At 66.4% G+C, this 17,470-nt stretch carries 17 protein-coding genes; 9 read left to right on the top strand and 8 right to left on the bottom strand.

The window, feature by feature from the left end:
- Positions 1 to 16: 16 nt before the first annotated feature.
- The 3 genes from ACODS0_RS07450 to ACODS0_RS07440 form a co-directional block, all read right to left on the bottom strand.
- Entirely contained in the window at positions 17 to 616 is a 600-nt protein-coding gene (locus ACODS0_RS07450) for an ATP-dependent Clp protease proteolytic subunit (protein ID WP_488833957.1), read from the bottom strand.
- Between the two features lie 68 nt (positions 617 to 684).
- Positions 685 to 2,004, bottom strand: a complete 1,320-nt coding sequence (locus ACODS0_RS07445) for a flavin-dependent oxidoreductase (protein WP_488833956.1) — start codon at positions 2,002 to 2,004, stop codon at positions 685 to 687.
- Positions 2,005 to 2,126: 122 nt separating this feature from the next.
- The gene (locus ACODS0_RS07440) at positions 2,127 to 2,480 is read right to left on the bottom strand and encodes a FlxA-like family protein (protein ID WP_488833955.1); all 354 of its coding nucleotides are present in this window, start codon (positions 2,478 to 2,480) and stop codon (positions 2,127 to 2,129) included.
- 156 nt (positions 2,481 to 2,636) lie between these two features.
- Here ACODS0_RS07440 and ACODS0_RS07435 point away from each other — a divergent pair, with 156 nt between their 5' ends.
- The 3 genes from ACODS0_RS07435 to ACODS0_RS07425 all read left to right on the top strand — a co-directional run bounded on the left by ACODS0_RS07435 (position 2,637) and on the right by ACODS0_RS07425 (position 5,210).
- The gene (locus ACODS0_RS07435; protein ID WP_094291863.1) at positions 2,637 to 3,461 is read left to right on the top strand and encodes a sigma-70 family RNA polymerase sigma factor; all 825 of its coding nucleotides are present in this window, start codon (positions 2,637 to 2,639) and stop codon (positions 3,459 to 3,461) included.
- A 62-nt stretch (positions 3,462 to 3,523) separates the two neighbouring features.
- Positions 3,524 to 4,132 carry a YdeI/OmpD-associated family protein gene (locus tag ACODS0_RS07430; RefSeq protein WP_488833953.1) on the top strand — a complete coding sequence of 203 codons (609 nt, stop codon included), beginning with the start codon at positions 3,524 to 3,526 and terminating at the stop codon, positions 4,130 to 4,132.
- A 58-nt stretch (positions 4,133 to 4,190) separates the two neighbouring features.
- Positions 4,191 to 5,210, top strand: coding sequence for an aldo/keto reductase (locus ACODS0_RS07425; RefSeq protein WP_488833951.1), 1,020 nt, complete (start codon positions 4,191 to 4,193; stop codon positions 5,208 to 5,210).
- Between the two features lie 94 nt (positions 5,211 to 5,304).
- Here ACODS0_RS07425 and ACODS0_RS07420 read toward each other — a convergent pair whose 3' ends face one another.
- Both ACODS0_RS07420 and ACODS0_RS07415 read right to left on the bottom strand, forming a co-directional pair.
- The gene (locus ACODS0_RS07420) at positions 5,305 to 6,225 is read right to left on the bottom strand and encodes an OmpA family protein (RefSeq protein ID WP_055398498.1); all 921 of its coding nucleotides are present in this window, start codon (positions 6,223 to 6,225) and stop codon (positions 5,305 to 5,307) included.
- 108 nt (positions 6,226 to 6,333) lie between these two features.
- Positions 6,334 to 6,711, bottom strand: coding sequence for a DUF4398 domain-containing protein (locus ACODS0_RS07415; protein ID WP_055398468.1), 378 nt, complete (start codon positions 6,709 to 6,711; stop codon positions 6,334 to 6,336).
- A 374-nt stretch (positions 6,712 to 7,085) separates the two neighbouring features.
- Here ACODS0_RS07415 and ACODS0_RS07410 point away from each other — a divergent pair, with 374 nt between their 5' ends.
- Positions 7,086 to 8,234, top strand: a complete 1,149-nt coding sequence (locus ACODS0_RS07410; RefSeq protein ID WP_488833950.1) for a mechanosensitive ion channel family protein — start codon at positions 7,086 to 7,088, stop codon at positions 8,232 to 8,234.
- Between the two features lie 212 nt (positions 8,235 to 8,446).
- Here the strand turns inward: ACODS0_RS07410 and gap are convergent, their stop codons facing one another.
- Positions 8,447 to 9,445: a type I glyceraldehyde-3-phosphate dehydrogenase gene (gap, locus tag ACODS0_RS07405; RefSeq protein WP_121421498.1), complete on the bottom strand. Its 999-nt coding sequence runs from the start codon at positions 9,443 to 9,445 to the stop codon at positions 8,447 to 8,449.
- An 88-nt stretch (positions 9,446 to 9,533) separates the two neighbouring features.
- Positions 9,534 to 11,615 (bottom strand): transketolase, encoded by a 2,082-nt coding sequence (gene tkt, locus ACODS0_RS07400; RefSeq protein WP_121508273.1) that lies wholly within the window; start codon positions 11,613 to 11,615, stop codon positions 9,534 to 9,536.
- Positions 11,616 to 11,738: 123 nt separating this feature from the next.
- Between tkt and ACODS0_RS07395 the strand changes: the two genes are divergently transcribed.
- From ACODS0_RS07395 to pyk, 5 genes are all read left to right on the top strand, one after another.
- Positions 11,739 to 12,128, top strand: a complete 390-nt coding sequence (locus ACODS0_RS07395) for an S-adenosylmethionine decarboxylase family protein (RefSeq protein WP_057271400.1) — start codon at positions 11,739 to 11,741, stop codon at positions 12,126 to 12,128.
- Entirely contained in the window at positions 12,125 to 12,910 is a 786-nt protein-coding gene (locus ACODS0_RS07390) for a nucleotidyltransferase family protein (protein ID WP_121508274.1), read from the top strand. Before ACODS0_RS07395 ends, ACODS0_RS07390 begins: the two co-directional genes overlap by 4 nt.
- The gene (locus ACODS0_RS07385; RefSeq protein ID WP_488833947.1) at positions 12,907 to 14,304 is read left to right on the top strand and encodes an aminopeptidase P N-terminal domain-containing protein; all 1,398 of its coding nucleotides are present in this window, start codon (positions 12,907 to 12,909) and stop codon (positions 14,302 to 14,304) included. Before ACODS0_RS07390 ends, ACODS0_RS07385 begins: the two co-directional genes overlap by 4 nt.
- Before the next feature lie 14 nt (positions 14,305 to 14,318).
- Positions 14,319 to 15,104 carry a CPBP family intramembrane glutamic endopeptidase gene (locus tag ACODS0_RS07380; protein WP_488833945.1) on the top strand — a complete coding sequence of 262 codons (786 nt, stop codon included), beginning with the start codon at positions 14,319 to 14,321 and terminating at the stop codon, positions 15,102 to 15,104.
- A 113-nt stretch (positions 15,105 to 15,217) separates the two neighbouring features.
- Complete coding sequence (gene pyk / locus ACODS0_RS07375) at positions 15,218 to 16,654, top strand: pyruvate kinase (protein ID WP_055398460.1); 1,437 nt, start codon at positions 15,218 to 15,220, stop codon at positions 16,652 to 16,654.
- 19 nt (positions 16,655 to 16,673) lie between these two features.
- Here the strand turns inward: pyk and ACODS0_RS07370 are convergent, their stop codons facing one another.
- Complete coding sequence (locus ACODS0_RS07370) at positions 16,674 to 17,414, bottom strand: phosphatase PAP2 family protein (protein WP_121508276.1); 741 nt, start codon at positions 17,412 to 17,414, stop codon at positions 16,674 to 16,676.
- Positions 17,415 to 17,470 lie beyond the last annotated feature (56 nt).

The following is a 17,470-nucleotide window of genomic DNA, read 5'->3' as shown; positions in this document are numbered from 1 at the left end:
ATTCGATGGGGCAGCGTCACGCCCTCAACGCGGCCTTGTTCTCGATGATGCGCGAGACCAGGCCGTAGTCCACCGCCTCTTCGGCCGACAGCCAGTGGTCGCGTTCGATGTCGGCCAGCACCACCTCCAGCGGCTTGCCCGTCTGCCGGGCGATGGTGCGCGCAATGCGCTCGCGGGCTTTCACGATCTCCCGCGCCTGTATGGCAATGTCGCTGGCCGGGCCACCTGCGCCGCCGCTGGGCTGGTGGATCAAAAAGCGCGTGTTGGGCAGGCAGAACCGCCGCTCGCGCGGCGCGGCCAAGTACAGGTGCGTGGCCGCGCTGCCCACCCAGCCGGTGCCGATCATGTTCACCGGCGCGGTGATGAAGCGCACCAGGTCATGCATCGTGTCACCCGACTCCAGGTGCCCACCGGGCGAACTCACCAGCATGTCGATGGGCTCGGCGCTGTCTGCATCCAGCGCAATCAGCCGCCGCGCCACATCGGCGGCCAGGGTGTCGGTGATGGTGCCGAAGACCAGCAGGGTGCGGGCCTTGAAGGCCTTTTCTTCCAAGTACGACGTGCGCGGCTCGGCGCCTTGGGTGGAGGATGGGGTGTTGGTGTCTGGCGTGTCCATGGGGGCAGGTCCTTGAAAAGAGTGACAGGACTGCCATGACGAACGAGACACGCCGGGCGTGACACCCCTCAGCCTGCGGCCACGCGCTGCCCCGGCACGATGGTGGGCGGCGCCGCATTCAGCGTCTCGATCGCAAACCCCGCCGCCGCCTTGTAGCGCGCCATGAAGCCTTCGCGCTCTTCGCGCGGCAGCACGTCGTCGATGTGGTCGAACACCCCGCCGCAGCGTTCGTCCACCAGCCCCAGCAGGCAAAAGGGGCCGGAGCCCCGGTTGCGCAGCACCAGCGCCGAGATGTCCTTGCACAGCTGGTCGTCATAGGCACGCAGCGCCTGCGGGCCCACGCCCTGCGCAATCAGCTGTGCGCCCAGCACGCGCGCATCCACGATGGCCTGGCTGGCGCCGTTGGAGCCCACGGGGTACATCACATGCGCCGCGTCGCCCAGCAGCGCCACGCGGCCGTCCACCCAGGTGGGCACGGGGTCGCGGTCGATCATGGGGTATTCAAAAATGTCCTTCGCACCCCGCAGCATCGCGGGCACGTCCAGCCAGCTGTAGTTCCAGCCGTCAAAGTGGTGAGCGAATTCCTCCAGCGCCACACGCCGGTTCCAGTCGCCCTGCTGCCAGCCGCCCTGGTTGTCCACCGTGATCTCGGCGATCCAGTTGATGGTGGCCAAGCCCGTGGCCGGGTCGGGCGGTGTGATGGGGTAGAACACCACACGGTGCCGCAGCGAGCCCACGCCCACAAACGAAGCGCCCGTTCGCACAGGCACCCCCGGCGTGGTGCCGCGCCACATGATGGCACCGCCCCACTGGATGGGCGGCTGCGCGGGGTGCATCTGCGCCCGCACGGCTGAGTGCAGGCCGTCGGCCGCAATCAGCAGCGAGCCCGTCACTTCACGCTTGTCTCCGTCGCGTGTCTCGACGATGGCGATGACGCCATGCGCATCCTGCCGGTAGCCCACCACACGTTGCCCCAGCTGCACGGCATCGTCGCCCAGGCGGGTTTTGACGGCGTGGTACAGCATCATCTGCAGCTGCCCCCGGTGCACGGAATACTGCGGCCAGTGGTAGCCCGCCTCCAGGCCGCGCGGCTCGGCATACACCTCGTTTCCGTTGCGTCCTACCAGCGCCCATTCGCGCGCCTGCAGGCCAATGGTGTCCAGCACGTCGTTGCCAAACCCCAGGTCGTGCAGTTCCCGCACGGCGTTGGGCTGCAGGTTGATGCCCACGCCCAGCGGTTGCAGCTCGGGCACCGACTCAAAGACGACGCAGGGCACGCCGATCTTGTGGAGGGTCAGGGCGGTGGCCATGCCACCAATGCCACCACCGGCGATCAAGACGGGGCGGGCGGAAGAGGGGTGTGAAGTGGTAGGAGGTACGCCAGACATGCCGGGATTGTCCATGCAATGGCGGGTGGAGCTTGTCGCGGACGCCGCAGGCAAATGTGGCACTGGGCGCATGCCGGGGCGGGGGCCGTAGGCAGAGGCCACCCGTTCAGAAAGCCGTTTTGTCAGGCGTAGGTATCGACGTTGTTGCCCAGCCCAGCAGGTGGATTCTTTGCCGATGGGGCCTTCTGCTGCTGCGCGGCACCGGCCGCCGCGCCTTCGGCCTTCGCCGCCTGGGCCCGTTGCTGCTCTTGCTGTTGCGTGCGCTGTATCGCCGTGATCTGGGCCTGCACCATCTGAATCTGGGCCTGCAGCAACTTGGCCTTCTGTTGCTTGGCCTTGGCATCCATGTCGGAGCTGGCCAAGCCCTTGAGCTGCTCGGTCAGCTCGCGCAGCTGCTTTTGCAGCTTGGCGATGTCGCTGCTGCCACTGGAGGAAGAGACCGGGCCGGTGGAGGAGGTGGTGCTTCCAATTTGCATCCCTGGTTATCGGCAAGGCGCCGGAAAAGTTGACCATACCCTTTGCGCTGCGGGCTGTTGAACGCCGCCAATCCATGCGATGGAGGTCATGACAACACCTTGCGTGTCATTGCCTGCCGGTGTGCGGCCTGATTCAGCCTGTGGCACCATGCCCCGATGCAGAACGATGAACACCTGATGGCGCTGGTGAACGCCAGCCGCAGCACCCTGCTGCGCGCCGCCACGCGCCTGCTGGGCCCGGCCGAGGCCGAGGACGCCGTGCAGGACGCCTACGTGCGTGCGCTGGAGGCCCAGACCCCGGCGCTCAATGCGGCCCAGGCGTGGCTGCTGACGGTGGTGCGCAACCTGGCCATCGACCGCCTGCGGCGGCGCCAGTGGATGGCGCAGTGGCTGACCGAAGCCACGCAGACCGCGCATGGCGATGTTGCCGGTTCGGTCGCACCCTCGGCAGAGGCCGATGCCGCGCTGGCGCAGCAAGCCACGCTCGCGCTGCGCTGGTTGGCGGCGTGTGTGACGCCCGCCGAGGGCGCTGCGGTGCTGTTGCATGTGGTGTTTGAGGCCAGCCACGCCGAGCTGGCACAGGCCATTGGCAGTTCTGAAGCGGCCAGTCGCCAGCAGTTGCGCCGCGCGTTGCTGCGTCTTCGGCAGGCTCGGGAAGGCGACGGTGTGCACCAAGGTGATGGGCGCGATGAATCCAAGGACGCCGACCCTGCGGTGCTGCGCCTGTACCTGCAGTCGCTGCAATTGCGAGATCCCCAGGGCCTGTGGGCCCTGCTGCGCCCGCCGCCCGTGAGTGCGCTGGCAATGCAGGGCTCCGTGCAGCCCGTGCCACCGCATGCCATGTGCGCACCGGCCAAGGTAGGTGGAGTGGTGCAAGTGGGTGGACAGTTGGGTCTGGTGCTCACGCTGGATGGTGTGACGCTGTGCGTGGTGCCGTTGGGGCCACGCGCCGAGCCAGTGCACGACGCCGTGGTGGCCTGACGTATGCACCCGCAGCTGCAGTTGGTAGAAAGAAGGCCAGACAGAAGGACGTTTGCCGCACCATGACCCAGCCGCCCGCGCCCACCTTCTTTGCCACGCCCCAGGCATTCCGCCAGTGGCTGGAGCGCCATGCGGCCAGCGCACCGGAGTTGCTGGTGGGTTTTCACAAGGTGGGCTCGGGCCGCCCCAGCATGGGCTGGTCAGAGTCGGTGGACGAAGCCCTGTGCTTTGGCTGGATCGATGGCATCCGGCGGCGCATGGATGAGAACACGTATTCGATCCGCTTCACCCCGCGCAAGCCGTCGTCGATCTGGAGCGCGGTCAACATCGCCAAGGTGGAGCAGTTGCAGGCGGCAGGCCGCATGACGCCTGCGGGGCTCGCGGCCTTTGCACACCGCAAGGCAGACAAGTCGGCCGTCTACTCCCACGAGCAGGCGGGGGTGGCCGCGCTGCCCGCACCCATGCTGCGCGCGTTCCAGCGCAACAAGGCCGCGTGGCGGTTCTTTCAGGAATCCACGCCGCCCAGCTACCGCAAGAGCATGTTGCACTGGGTCACGTCGGCCAAGCGCGATGCGACCCGCGAGGCGCGGTTTGCGGAGCTGGTGGCTGCCTGCGCTGCGGGCGAGCGCATTGAGCTGTGGGCCAAGCGGCCACTTGTCGCAAAGCCTTAGACCCGCACCCAAGCCCGAGCCACCCGCTGGGTTGCCGCGCTTGCCGTAAGCTCGCGGCATGCAACAAAGAACCCTTGGACCTTTCTCCGTCTCGGCCATCGGCCTGGGCTGCATGAACCTTTCGCACGCCTATGGAGCGCCCGTGTCTGCCGAGCAGGGCGAGCGTGTGCTGCTGGCCGCACTCGACGCGGGCGTGACGCTGTTTGACACCGCCACGCTCTATGGCTTTGGTGCCAATGAAACCTTGGTGGGGCGCGTGATGAAGCACCATCGCAGCCGCTTCACCCTGGCCAGCAAATGCGGCATGCAGGGCGTGGATGTGGCGGGTGACGGCAAGCTGGTGCGCGTGATCGACGGGCGGCCCGATACGCTGCGAAAGACCTGCGAAGACAGCCTGCGCCGCCTGCAGACCGATGTGATCGACCTGTATTATCTGCACCGCTGGGACAAGAGCGTGCCGATTGAGGAAAGCGTGGGCGCACTGGGCGAGCTGGTGCGGCGGGGGCACATTCGCACTGTGGGTCTCTCCGAGGTGTCTGCTGCCACGCTGCGCCGCGCGCATGCCGAGTTCCCGATCACGGCGATGCAGACCGAGTATTCGCTGTGGACGCGCAACCCCGAGATTGCCGTGCTGGACGCCTGCCGAGAATTGGGCGTGGCCTTTGTGGCGTTCAGCCCGGTGGCACGGGGTTTCTTGTGTGGCGGCTTGACCGATGTGAGCACGCTGGACGCCAAGGACATCCGCCGTGCCATGCCGCGTTTTGCACCCGAGGCGTATGCGGCCAACCTGAAGCTGCTCGATGGCTACCAGGCGATTGCACGCGATGTGGGCTGCACATCCGCCCAGCTGGCCCTGGCGTGGCTGCTGCACCAAGGTGAGCACATCATCCCCATCCCAGGAACCACGAACGTGGTGCATCTGCACGACGACCTGGGTGCCGTGAACGTGCGACTGGATGCGGCCACCATGGAGCGTCTAGGCGCGCTGATCAATGAGCGCACGGTGGTGGGCAATCGCTACAACGCCCAGAGCGCGCGCGAAGTGGATACAGAAACGTTCGAAGACCGCGGGGCGTAAGCGGCGCGGTCTTTGAAGCGTTTATTGATATAGGCCGCAGAAACCGGCGTGGCTCAAGCCAGTGGCCGCCGCGCAGCGCCTCAGGTGGTGTACTTTATCTCCCGCGCAGGTTGCCCTTGTCATCGGCGATCACGATCTCCACGCGGCGATTCATTGCACGGCCTTCGGGCGACGCGTTGTCGGCCACGGGGTGGGCCTTGCCGTAGCCGCGTGCGGTGATGCGGCTGGTGTCCACGCCGCGCTGCACCAGCGCGTCGCGCACGGCTTGGGCGCGGCGGTCTGACAGGTCCTGGTTGTAGCTGTCGCTACCCACGCTGTCGGTGTAGCCCTCGATCAGCAGTTTGCGGTCCGGGAACTGTTTGAGGAAGTTGGCCAGCTTGTCCAGGCGCGGGCCGGCCTGGGCGGAGAGCTCGGCCTTGTTGAAGGCAAACAGCACATCGCCCAGAGTGACCAGAAGGCCGCGTTCGGTTTGCTGGGCCTCGAGTTCGCGCAGTTGTGCTTCGAGGGCGCGCACACGGTCTTGTGCGGCGTTGGCCTGGGCCATGGCGGCCGTGGCCTGGGCCTGCTGTTGGGCCGCACGTTGCTCGGCGCTCATCGCCTGTTGTTGGGCTTGCTGGGCGCGCAGGCGGGCTGCGTCAGCCTCTTGGGTGCGGGCCTGCAGGCGGATGCGGTCGGCTTCGCTGCCCGCTTGCTGGATGTTGGCATCGAGCTGGCGTGCGCGGGCCGCGTTGGTGGCGATCTCGGCGCGTTGGCGGGCGATGTATGCCAAGTGGTTGGTCTCGGACGTGTCGCGGTCATCGGCCCACACGCGGTCGGCCTTGGCCAGTGCGTCGGTGGCTTGCTTCAGTTCGAGCTGCGCGTACTGGTTGACGGCCGGGTCTCCTGCAGCGGTGCTCACTGCGGTACGGGCCTCTTCCAGCGCGGGCGATGGGGTGGTGCTGGCGCAGGCGGCCAACAGGCCTACGGCAATCAGGCTGGTGCACAGGGCGGTGGTTCGGTGAAAAAAGCGATGCATGGTCAGGTGTTCCTTGAAATGGGGGGGAGGTCAATCGCGGGGCCTCAACGGTGTTGGGCGTGAGTCGAAGCCAGGTTGGGCGCTAAGGCTTCAACGTCTGGCGCTGGCCTAGCGCGGCGATCGGCGGTTGATTTCTTCTTGCAGCGCTCGGATGCCGTCTTGCACTTGCGTCAGGTTGGCGGCATTGCTGGCGGCGTCGGCGCGGGTTTCGGCCACGCGGGCATCTACCTCGGCCTCAGCGGCCAGGCGGCGCGCGGCCACATAGTCCTTTTCAGCCATGGCTTTTTCGGCCTGCATGAGCTTCTCGCGCGCTTGTTGCAACTGCACGGGGGCGCTGGTGGCCACAGCCGGGGCAGCCGCAACGCGGTTCACGGTGGTGCGGCTCACGGCCATTTGCTCGGTGGGTGCGGGGGTGGAGGAACAGGCGGCCAGTGCGCCCAGTGCGAGTGCCGCTGTGGCGGTGCGGATCAGTGCGGATGAATGCATGGTGTGGTGGACTCCTGTGGAGGTTGTGGGATGTGCCGCACCGAGGTTTCGGGCGGGCAGCCAGCGGTGTTCTGGTGTTGATGCATTGTTGGGGCCCGTGCAGTACCGGGGCGTAGGCCCTGCCTCTGTATTGCTGTGGGGCATGTCTTACGAACACTTGCAAACGGGGCAGACCAGCGGCGCATTGGCCGTTGCCTGATCAACTGCGGAACTCTGACTTCCACGGGGTCTCGATCAAGGACGTTGCGCACCTCAGCGCTCCATTGCGGGGCTGAAGCGCCCTGCATGGCCGATGTCACGGGTCGACCCCGTGTATCAGCCCCGCCCCCGCACCCCCCATCCCGTCACTGCACCACGAAGAGGAGAGCCCCCGCATGCAGCCATCCACCTTTATGACCTGGGTCCAGGAGACCACCTTTGCCGGCGTGCCGTTGTGGAGCCTGTGCGTGGCCCTGGCAGCCACCACGGCCACCTATGCAGCAATCCTTGTGGTGCTGCACCTGCTGACCCGCCGCGCCAAGGTGTGGGCCACGCAGTCGCACAGCGGCATGGCGCAGACCATGGTGGATGTGCTGGAAGGCACCAGCCGCACGCTGATGCTGGTGGTGGCTCTGCTCGTGGGCGCGAGCCTGCTGGACCTGCCCGGCCGCTGGGAGAGCCGCCTGAGCCAGCTGTGGTTTGTGGCCGTGGCGCTGCAGATGGGCCTGTGGGGCATGCGTGCCATTGGCATTGGTGTGCGCCGCTATGTGGAGCGGCACTCGTCCAGTGGCATGACGCAGGTCAGTGCCTCGGCCACGCTGATGTCCTGGGGGCTGCGCACGCTGTTGTGGAGCGTGGTGCTGCTGGCCATCTTGTCGAATGTGGGCGTGAACATCACGGCCTTTATCGCCAGCCTGGGCGTGGGCGGCATTGCGGTGGCGCTGGCGGTGCAAAACATCTTGGGAGACCTGTTTGCCTCGCTCGCCATCGCGGTGGACAAGCCGTTTGAGGTGGGCGACTTCATCGTGGTGGGCAATGTGTCGGGCACGGTGCAGGTGATTGGTCTCAAGACCACACGCATCCGCAGCCTGCAGGGCGAGCAGATCGTGATGTCCAACACCGACCTGCTCAAGCAGACCATCAGCAACTTTCGCATGCTGGAGCGGCGGCGCATCGTGTTCACGTTTGGCGTGGCCTATGACACCACCCCCGAGCAGGCTGAGGCCATTCCGGGTGTGGTGCGCAAGCTCATCGAAGCCCAGCCGCAGCTGCGTTTTGACCGCGCGCATTTCAAGGCGTTTGGCGCCAGTTCGCTCGACTACGAGGTGGTCTATATCGTCGAAGACCCGGCCTTCAACGTGTACATGGACCTGCAGCAGTCCATCAACCTCGGGCTGCTGCGCGAGTTCAAGGCCATGGGCGTGGAGTTTGCTTTCCCCACCCGCACGGTGCACATCGCAAGTGCTCCAGGGCAGGTGCCGGGGCCTGCGCCGCTGGCTGTGGCGGCCTCAGCAGCGGCAGCTCTTGAGGGTGGTGACCGTTGAATGCCAGGTGCTCCGTACCTGCTATGCGCGGAGGGCGGGCAAAAAAAAAGCCGGTGGCCTTGGCAGGCGACCGGCTTGAACAGGGTAGTTGCTACTAGCGCTTCTTCATCTTCAAAGGGAAAACTTTTCAAGACCTGCGCAAACAGGCCTGAGTCCGCCGTTGCGTTCTGGGGACAAGCATGGCGCCTGATCCCCTTTTGCGCAAGTCGTACTTACTTGGATACCACGCGCACCATTTCCAGGCACTTGTTCGAGTAGCCCCATTCGTTGTCGTACCAGCTCACGACCTTCACGAAGGTGCCGTCCAGGGCAATGCCAGCGTCGGCATCAAAGATCGAGGTGCGGGTGTCGCCACGGAAGTCGGTGGCCACCACCTTGTCTTCGGTGTAGCCCAGAACGCCCTTCAGGGCGCCTTCGGACTGGGCCTTCATCTCGGCCTTGATTTCATCGTAGGTGGCAGCCTTGTCCAGTTCCACCGTCAGGTCCACCACCGACACGTCGGAGGTGGGTACGCGGAAGGACATGCCGGTCAGCTTCTTGTTCAGCGCAGGGATCACCACGCCCACGGCCTTGGCAGCGCCAGTGCTGGAGGGAATGATGTTTTCCAGAATGCCACGGCCGCCGCGCCAGTCCTTGTTCGAAGGGCCGTCCACGGTCTTTTGCGTGGCGGTGGCGGCGTGCACGGTGGTCATCAGGCCGCGCTTGATGCCCCACTTGTCGTTCAGCACCTTGGCCACGGGAGCCAGGCAGTTGGTGGTGCACGATGCGTTGGAGATGATGGCTTGGCCCGCGTAGGTGTCGTGGTTCACGCCGAACACGAACATGGGGGTGTCGTCCTTGGAGGGGGCCGACAGGATGACCTTCTTGGCACCAGCGTCCAGGTGCTTCTGCGCGGTGACCTTGTCCAGGAACAGGCCGGTGGATTCGATCACCACGTCGGCGCCGACTTCGTTCCACTTCAGGTTGGCGGGGTCGCGCTCTTGCGTCAGGCGGATCTTCTTGCCGTTGACGACCAGGGTGTTGCCCTCGACCGAGACTTCGCCCTTGAAGCGGCCATGCACCGAGTCGTACTGCAGCATGTACGCGAGGTACTCGGGCTCCAGCAGGTCGTTGATGCCCACGACTTCGATGTCGCTGAAGTTCTGGATGGCCGAGCGCAGCACGTTGCGGCCGATGCGGCCGAAGCCGTTGATACCAATCTTGATCGTCATAGGGAGCCTCTTCAAAGTTGCAAAGTCGAAATCGGGAATCTGCCGCCGCGCGCCCGCTGGCAGCGGGGCACAGCGGGCAGGAGAAGTTTTAGCGGGCCTTCTTGGCGGGCTTCAGGCGGGCCGCGCCGATGGCGACCAGCACCGCATCGGCCACGTTTTCTTCGGTGAAACCGAAGTGCTTGAACAGCACAGGCGCGGGGGCCGATTCACCGTAGGTGTCGATGCCCACCACGGCGGCGCAGCCGTATTTCCACCAGCCGTCGGTCACGCCCATTTCCACGGCCACGCGGGGCACGCCGGCGGGCAGCACGCTGCTCTTGTACTTGGCGTCTTCGCGGTCGAAGGTGGTGGTGCTGGGCATGGAGACCACGCGCACGCCGATCTTCTTGTCGGCCAGCAGGCGCTGGGCCTTCAGGGCCAGCTGCACTTCAGACCCGGTGGCAATGATCACGGCCACGGGCTTCTTCTTGATGCCCACGTCGGAGGGTTCTGACAGCACATAGGCGCCGCGCGAGATGTCGCCCAGGTCGCGCTTGGGCGCGTAGGGGAGGTTCTGGCGCGACAGGGCCAGCACGGTGGGCTTGTTGCGGTTGGAGAGGGCCACGCTCCAGGCCACGGCGGTTTCGGCCGTGTCACCGGGGCGCCAGACGTCGAGGTTGGGAATCAGGCGCAGGCTGGCCACGTGCTCGATGGACTGGTGCGTGGGGCCGTCTTCACCGAGACCAATGGAGTCGTGCGTGAACACGTGGATCACGCGCTGCTTCATCAGCGCGGCCATGCGGATGGCGTTGCGGCTGTAGTCGCTGAACGTGAGGAAGGTGCCGCCGTAGGGGATGAAGCCACCGTGCAACGCCACGCCGTTCATGATGGCGGCCATGCCGAATTCGCGCACACCGTAGTTGATGTGGCGGCCACCGACCTTGTCGCCATTCGCGGCTTCGGTCTTGACCACGTTGCCCTGCATGTCAAAGCGCAGGTTGGGCGTGCTCTTGGTGTTGGTGAGGTTGGAGCCGGTCAGGTCGGCGCTGCCACCCAGCAGTTCGGGCAGGGCTGCGGTGAAGGCTTCCAGCGCCAGCTGGCTGGCCTTGCGGCTGGCCACGGTTTCGCCCTTGGTATGGGCGGCCACCACGGTGTCCACGGCCACCTGGGCAAAGTTGGCGGGCAGGTCGCCGTTCATGCGGCGCGTCAGCTCGGCAGCCAGCTCGGGGAAGGCGGCGGTGTAGGCGGTAAAACGCTCGTTCCAGGCGGCCTCAAAAGCTTGGCCGTTGGCCTTGCAGTCCCAGCTGGCGTACACGTCTTCGGGGATCACGAAGGGTTCGCTGGCCCAGCCCAGGGCTTCGCGGGTCAGCGCGATTTCTTCGGCGCCGAGCGGTTCGCCGTGGGCCTTGGCGGTGTTGGCGCGGTTGGGGCTGCCCTTGCCGATGTGCGTCTTGCACACGATCAGGGTGGGGCGCTCGGTCTGCTTCTTGGCTTCTTCGATGGCTGCGGCCACCTTGTCAGCATCGTGGCCGTCGATGGGGCCGATCACGTTCCAGCCGCTGGCCACAAAACGCAGGGGGGTGTTGTCGGCAAACCAGGGAGCGACCTGGCCATCGATGCTGATGCCGTTGTCGTCGTACAGGGCGATCAGCTTGTTGAGCTTCCAGGCGCCTGCCAGAGACACGGCTTCGTGGCTGATACCTTCCATCAGGCAGCCGTCGCCCAGGAAGGCGTAGGTGTGGTGGTCCACCACGGCATGGCCTTCGCGGTTGAACTCGGCGGCCAGCAGCTTTTCGGCCAGCGCAAAGCCCACGGCATTGGTGATGCCCTGGCCCAGGGGGCCGGTGGTGGTCTCGACGCCAGCGGTGTAGCCCACTTCGGGGTGGCCGGGCGTCTTGCTGTGCAGCTGGCGGAAGTTCTTCAGCTCGCCAATCGGCAGGTCGTAGCCCGTGAGGTGCAGCAGCGCGTACAGCAGCATCGAGCCGTGGCCGTTGGACAGCACAAACCGGTCGCGGTCAAACCACTGGGGGTTGGTAGGGTTGTGCTTGAGGTGGCGGCTCCACAGCGCCACGGCCATGTCGGCCATGCCCATGGGGGCGCCGGGGTGGCCGGAGTTGGCTTGTTGAACGGCGTCCATGGCCAATGCGCGGATCGCATTTGCCATCTGTTGGGATTGCTGGGTGTTGGCCATGGGGGGAGGGTTCAGGGTGGGTGATTCGGGGGAAACCCGGCATTTTACCGGGGCGGCTTTCGCCCATCTGAATTCGCAGGCTGCAAGCCGGAAGCCCGGTGGCAATGCACTACAGTGCGGGCCATGCAAGGACTGCACCTCACCGCCGATCTCCATGGCTGCCGCTGTGCCCCTGCCTGGCTGCTGGACGCCGCCGCCCTGGGCCGCGCCTGTACCGATGCGGTGCACGCCGCCGGGCTGCAGCCCGTGGGGCAGTTATTTCATGAATTTCCGGCCACGGCGCATGGCCCTGGAGGGGTGACCGCTACTGTTTTGCTAGCAGAATCCCACCTGTGCGTGCACACCTGGCCCGAGCAGCGCGCGGTGACGCTGGATGTGTATGTGTGCAACTTTGGCGCCGACCATTCGGGCAAGGCGCGGGCGCTGATGGACGCGCTGCTGGCCCTGTTCGACCCCACCACGGTGGAGCGCCACGCGCTGCAGCGGGGTGCTGTGAACGAGGTGGCGGCATGAGTTCTAGTGCCGCCTCCCATCACCAGGTACCCGCGTTGCTGCTGGCCGCCGGCCGTGGCGAGCGCATGCGCCCGTTGACCGACACCACCCCCAAGCCTCTGCTGCCGGTGCAGGGCCAGCCACTGCTGCAGTGGCACTTGGCGGCGCTGCAGGAGGCGGGTGTGGAGCGGGTGGTGATCAACACCGCGTGGCTGGGGGCGCAGATCAGCGACCATTTTCTAGGTGTTTTCGGCCTTCAGCGCTTGATGGATAAGCGCAAACAGCTATCAATTTCATACTCGCGTGAAGGCGTGGACTTTGGCGGTGCGCTGGAAACCGCTGGTGGCATCGCGCGCGCGCTGCCCCAGCTGGGGCCCGTGTTCTGGCTGGCGGCAGGTGATGTGTTTGCCCCCGACTTCGTGTTCGACAGCGCCGCCGTGGCGGCCTTTGAAGCGAGCCACCACATGGCCCACCTGTGGCTGGTGCCCAATCCGGCGCACAACCCGCGTGGCGACTTTGGCTTGTCGGTAGACGGGCTGGCGCTCAACCTGCCCGCCGACGACCCCGCGCCACGCTACACCTACAGCACCATCGCCCTGTTGCGCGCCGAGCTGTTTGCAGCGCCGTGGTGCGACATTCCGCCCGGAAACCCCAGCGGCATCAAAGCCCCGCTGGCGCCGCTGCTTCGCCGTGCAATGGACAATGGCCGCGTCAGTGCGCAGCTCTACACCGGCCGCTGGACCGATGTGGGCACGCCCGAGCGGCTGGCCGAACTCAACTCCTTTTCTTCCAACGCGCCATGAACACCACCGTGCCTGCCTCTGTCTACGCCCAGCGCCGCGCGCACCTGGCTGCCCAGCTGGGCCCCGGGGGTATCGCCATCATTCCTACGGCGCTGGAGCGCCCGCGCAATCGGGACAGCGACTTTCTGTTCCGCCACGACAGCTACTTCTACTACCTGACCGGCTTCACCGAGCCCGGCGCGTGCCTGGTGCTGGCCCACGACGGCCGCAGCACGCTGTTTTGCCAGCCCAAGGACCTGGAGCGCGAGATCTGGGATGGCTACCGCCTGGGCCCGGCCGCCGCGCCCGCTGCGTTGGGAGTGGACGCGGCACATTCGATGGCTGAGCTGGACAGCAAGCTGCCGCGCCTGCTCGAAAACACGGGCTGCGTCTGGTACCCGTTTGCCACGCACAGCGGCTTGGCGGCGCGGGTGGAGGGCTGGCTCAACGTGGTGCGCGGCCGTGTGCGCTATGGCGCCATCTGCCCCGCAGAACAGAACGACCTGTGCACGCTGCTCGACGAGATGCGCCTGTTCAAGGACGCGCATGAGCAGGACATCATGCGTCGCGCAAGCAGCATCAGCGCGCAGGCCCACATCCGCGCCATGCAGCGCTCGGCCCGCATGCTGCGCGCCGGGGAGGATGTGCGCGAATACCACCTCGACGCCGAGCTGCTGCACGCGTTTCGCGAGGCAGGCTCGCAGTACCCGGCCTACAGCTCCATCGTCGCGGCGGGCGCGAACGCCTGCGTGCTGCACTACCGCGCCGATGCGGCCCCGGTGCGCGATGGCGAGCTGGTGCTGATCGACGCGGGCTGCGAGCTGGACAGCTACGCCAGCGACATCACGCGGACCTTCCCCGCCAACGGAAAATTCACGGGCCCCCAGCGTGCGCTGTACGACCTGGTGCTGGCCAGCCAGGATGCGGCCGTGGCTGCCACCAAGGCGGGTGCCCGCTTCAACGACCCGCACGACGCAACGGTGGCTGTGCTGGCGCAGGGCATGCTGGACCTGGGCTTGCTTGACAAGAACAAGGTGGGGTCGGCGCAGGACGTGATCGACAAGCGCGCGTACTTCCAGTTCTACATGCACCGCACCAGCCACTGGCTGGGCATGGACGTGCACGACTGCGGCAGCTATGTGGAGCCCGGCGAGGTGGGGCAGACCAGCGAACGCAAAGACCCGCTCTCGGGCGAGACCATCACCAATCGCCCCAGCCGCATCCTGCGGCCCGGCATGGTGCTGACCATCGAGCCGGGCATCTATGTGCGCCCCGCCGACGGCGTGCCTGAGCAGTTCCACAACATCGGCATCCGCATTGAAGACGATGCCATCGTGACGGACGCGGGCTGTGAACTGATCACGCGGGGCGTGCCCGTGAAGGCCGACGAGATCGAAGCGCTGATGCGCACCTGAGCGTGGGCAAATCCATGGCCGTGAACAATGCTGCAGGCGTGGATGTAGCGGGTGCTCTGAGGCAACCCGCGAAGTGGCGGCTGGGCGGTGTGCTGTGGTTGCTGGGCATGCCCGGCGTGGTGGCGGTAGTTTGGGCGCTGTTCCCAACCTTGAGGGCCAACGAGGCGCTGCTACCGCTGCCTCTGTGGGCCGTGCTGCTGCTCAGCGGGTTGCAGACCGCCTTGCTGTTGGCGCTGGCTGTAGCGGTGGGCGTGTGGCTGGCGCCCCGCGTGGGCCTGCGGGCGCCCGCTGTGTCTTCCTGGCTGGTCGGCCAGCCCATCGGCCCCGCACTGCGTGTTCAGTCCCTGCCTGGCATCTTGGGCGGTGTGGCGGGCGCCGCGTGGTTGTGGGTGCTGTCCCAGGTGGCGCCCGCAGCGCTCCAGCCGTCGGACCCTGCCAGCGCCATGCCGCTGGTGGTCAAGCTGCTGTATGGCGGCATCACCGAAGAGCTGCTGGTGCGTTGGGGCGTGATGACCCTGCTGCTGTGGCTGGGCTGGCGCGTGGTGCAGCGCGGGCAGGGCCAGCCGGGCAAGGGGCTGGTGGCTGGCGCGGTGCTGCTCAGTGCGCTGCTGTTTGCGCTGGGGCATCTGCCTGCCGCGCAGGCGCTGGCGGGCGCATTGACGGTGCCCGTCGTGGTGTTTGTGCTGGTGGGCAACACGGCCTTTGGCCTGGTGGCAGGCTGGCTCTACGCGCGCCACGGGCTGGAGGCGGCGATCCTGGCGCATGTGCTGGCGCATCTGTTGTCATCCCCGTTGCTCTGATGGGGCTTATGGACCGCAGGGCGGATGCAAGGGGTAACTCGCCTGTAACCGCTTCGTGTGAGAATTGAAACTCGATTACATCCACCAGACAAACGAGAGAAAGAGACAAACCCATGCCTACCCGCCGCGCCACCAAGATTGTTGCCACTCTGGGCCCCGCCTCCAGCGACCCGGCACTGCTGGAGGCCATGATCCGCGCGGGGGTGAATGTGGTGCGGCTGAACTTCAGCCACGGCAAGGCGCAGGACCACATCGACCGCGCCGCCACCGTGCGTGCCGCCGCCCAGCGCGCGGGCCGCGAGGTGGCCATCATGGCCGACCTGCAGGGCCCCAAGATCCGCGTGGGCAAGTTTGCCGAGGGCAAGGTACAGCTGGAGTCGGGCGCCAAGTTTGTGCTGGATGCATCGCGCACCGAACTGGGCGACATCGAAGGTGTGGGGCTCGACTACAAGGAGCTGCCACGCGACGTGAAGGCGGGCGACCTGCTGCTGCTCAATGACGGGCTGATCGTGCTCACGGTGGATGCGGTGCGCGGCGAAGAGGTGCACACCACCGTCAAGGTGGGTGGCGAACTGTCGAACAATAAGGGCATCAACAAGAAGGGTGGCGGCCTCACGGCACCGGCCCTCACGGCCAAGGATATGGAGGACATCCGCACGGCGATGAGCTTCCAGGCCGACTACGTGGCCGTGAGCTTTCCGAAGAACGCGACCGACATGGAGATGGCGCGCCAGCTGTGCAATGTGGCCGCGTCCGAGTACCGCCACAAGCCGGGCCTGATCGCCAAGATCGAGCGGGCCGAGGCCATCCCGCACCTCGAAGCCATCCTGCGCGTGAGCGACGGGATCATGGTGGCGCGCGGCGACCTGGCGGTGGAAGTGGGCAACGCGGCCGTGCCCGCGCTGCAAAAGAAGATGATCCGCATGGCGCGCGAGCTGGACAAGGTCGTCATCACCGCCACGCAGATGATGGAAAGCATGATCACCAACCCCGTGCCCACGCGCGCCGAGGTGAGTGACGTGGCCAACGCCGTGCTGGACGGCACCGACGCCGTGATGCTGAGCGCCGAGACGGCCGCAGGCCGCTACCCACTCGAAACCGTGGAAGAAATGGCCACCATCTGCGCAGCGGCCGAGGCGGCGGAAGACCATCACCTGGACGCGGACTTCACCGGCCAGACCTTTGGCCGCATCGACCAGTCCATTGCCATGGGCGCACTGTTCACCGCCCACCACCTGGGCGCCAAGGCCATCGTGGCCATGACCGACAGCGGTGCCACGGCGCTGTGGATGAGCCGCCACAGCATCCGCATCCCCATCTATGCGCTCACGCCCAAGGTGACCACGCAGCGCAAGATGGCCATGTACCGCAACGTGCGCCCCCTGCTCATGGACACCAGTGCTGACCGCGATACGGCCCTTGAGCAGGCCGAGCGCCACCTCAAGAACCGCAACATCGTGCAAAAGGGCGATGTCTATGCCATCACCTGCGGCGAACCCATGGGTGCGCCCGGCGGGACCAACATGCTGAAGATCTGCGTGGCGAGCTGAATAGCCAGGTTCTGAGTCGTTAGCTGGCCGCGTGTGGCGGGTCGTTGGCGAGAGACAACGCCGCCAGGCGTGGGCGCAGTGCCAACGCTCCCAGGTCGCACAGCCAGCCCACCGTCCAGCAGAGCCAGCCCGTCCACAGCGTGTGGCTCATGAAGTGCGCGCCCCGCACCTGTTGGGCTCCACCCAGCACCAAGCCCGCCAGCACCGCCGCAGCCAGCCACCAGCGCGCGGCAGCCGGTGCCTTGTGGCGCAGAGCGAAGTAGCCCCCCACGAAGGCAAAACCCGCCGAGGCATGGCCCGCCGGAAAGCACCGCCCACCGCCGCCATCGACCACGCCCAGCGCCCAGTGGGAGGCATACCGCGCCACACCGCCGAACTCCGCCAGGTCCCAGGGGCAGCTGGTGGTGCTCAGGTTCTTGCCCACGCTCACGGCCGCCAGCGCCAGCAAGGCACTGATGGCCATCTGCAGGCGCTCCCCCATGTCCAGGCGCCGCAGCACCCCCCAGGGCCACCACACGCCCAGTGCCAGCAGCAGCACCAGCAGCCATCCCAGGCGGCGTGCGCCTTCGTGGAGTACCTGCACGAAGAACCATTGTTCTCGCAGTGGGAACCCGTTGGCCGAGCCAAATGCGCGGGCCAGGGGGATGTCTTGCCCGCCAGCGTCCCACGCCACGATGGCGATCAGGATGCCCAGGGTCCACAGGAGCAAGGTACGGTGGTCGTGGTCGAAGCGGCGGGGCGAGGAAGGCGTGGACAGCATTCCACCGACCATAGGGCGCGCCACTTAACGCCGCCTTAATGACCCTGCGCAGGTGG

This window comes from Acidovorax sp. FG60 (genome assembly GCF_057808995.1).
This window is presented reverse-complemented; position numbering and strand designations above follow the sequence as displayed.

What these genes read in the sequence shown, in the direction of transcription:
- ACODS0_RS07450 (WP_488833957.1), bottom strand. Translation starts at nt 616, where the DNA reads ATGGACACGCCAGACACCAACACCCCATCCTCCACCCAAGGCGCCGAG.
- ACODS0_RS07445 (WP_488833956.1), bottom strand. Translation starts at nt 2,004, where the DNA reads ATGTCTGGCGTACCTCCTACCACTTCACACCCCTCTTCCGCCCGCCCC.
- ACODS0_RS07440 (WP_488833955.1), bottom strand. Translation starts at nt 2,480, where the DNA reads ATGCAAATTGGAAGCACCACCTCCTCCACCGGCCCGGTCTCTTCCTCC.
- ACODS0_RS07435 (WP_094291863.1), top strand. Translation starts at nt 2,637, where the DNA reads ATGCAGAACGATGAACACCTGATGGCGCTGGTGAACGCCAGCCGCAGC.
- ACODS0_RS07430 (WP_488833953.1), top strand. Translation starts at nt 3,524, where the DNA reads ATGACCCAGCCGCCCGCGCCCACCTTCTTTGCCACGCCCCAGGCATTC.
- ACODS0_RS07425 (WP_488833951.1), top strand. Translation starts at nt 4,191, where the DNA reads ATGCAACAAAGAACCCTTGGACCTTTCTCCGTCTCGGCCATCGGCCTG.
- ACODS0_RS07420 (WP_055398498.1), bottom strand. Translation starts at nt 6,225, where the DNA reads ATGCATCGCTTTTTTCACCGAACCACCGCCCTGTGCACCAGCCTGATT.
- ACODS0_RS07415 (WP_055398468.1), bottom strand. Translation starts at nt 6,711, where the DNA reads ATGCATTCATCCGCACTGATCCGCACCGCCACAGCGGCACTCGCACTG.
- ACODS0_RS07410 (WP_488833950.1), top strand. Translation starts at nt 7,086, where the DNA reads ATGCAGCCATCCACCTTTATGACCTGGGTCCAGGAGACCACCTTTGCC.
- gap (WP_121421498.1), bottom strand. Translation starts at nt 9,445, where the DNA reads ATGACGATCAAGATTGGTATCAACGGCTTCGGCCGCATCGGCCGCAAC.
- tkt (WP_121508273.1), bottom strand. Translation starts at nt 11,615, where the DNA reads ATGGCCAACACCCAGCAATCCCAACAGATGGCAAATGCGATCCGCGCA.
- ACODS0_RS07395 (WP_057271400.1), top strand. Translation starts at nt 11,739, where the DNA reads ATGCAAGGACTGCACCTCACCGCCGATCTCCATGGCTGCCGCTGTGCC.
- ACODS0_RS07390 (WP_121508274.1), top strand. Translation starts at nt 12,125, where the DNA reads ATGAGTTCTAGTGCCGCCTCCCATCACCAGGTACCCGCGTTGCTGCTG.
- ACODS0_RS07385 (WP_488833947.1), top strand. Translation starts at nt 12,907, where the DNA reads ATGAACACCACCGTGCCTGCCTCTGTCTACGCCCAGCGCCGCGCGCAC.
- ACODS0_RS07380 (WP_488833945.1), top strand. Translation starts at nt 14,319, where the DNA reads ATGGCCGTGAACAATGCTGCAGGCGTGGATGTAGCGGGTGCTCTGAGG.
- pyk (WP_055398460.1), top strand. Translation starts at nt 15,218, where the DNA reads ATGCCTACCCGCCGCGCCACCAAGATTGTTGCCACTCTGGGCCCCGCC.
- ACODS0_RS07370 (WP_121508276.1), bottom strand. Translation starts at nt 17,414, where the DNA reads ATGCTGTCCACGCCTTCCTCGCCCCGCCGCTTCGACCACGACCACCGT.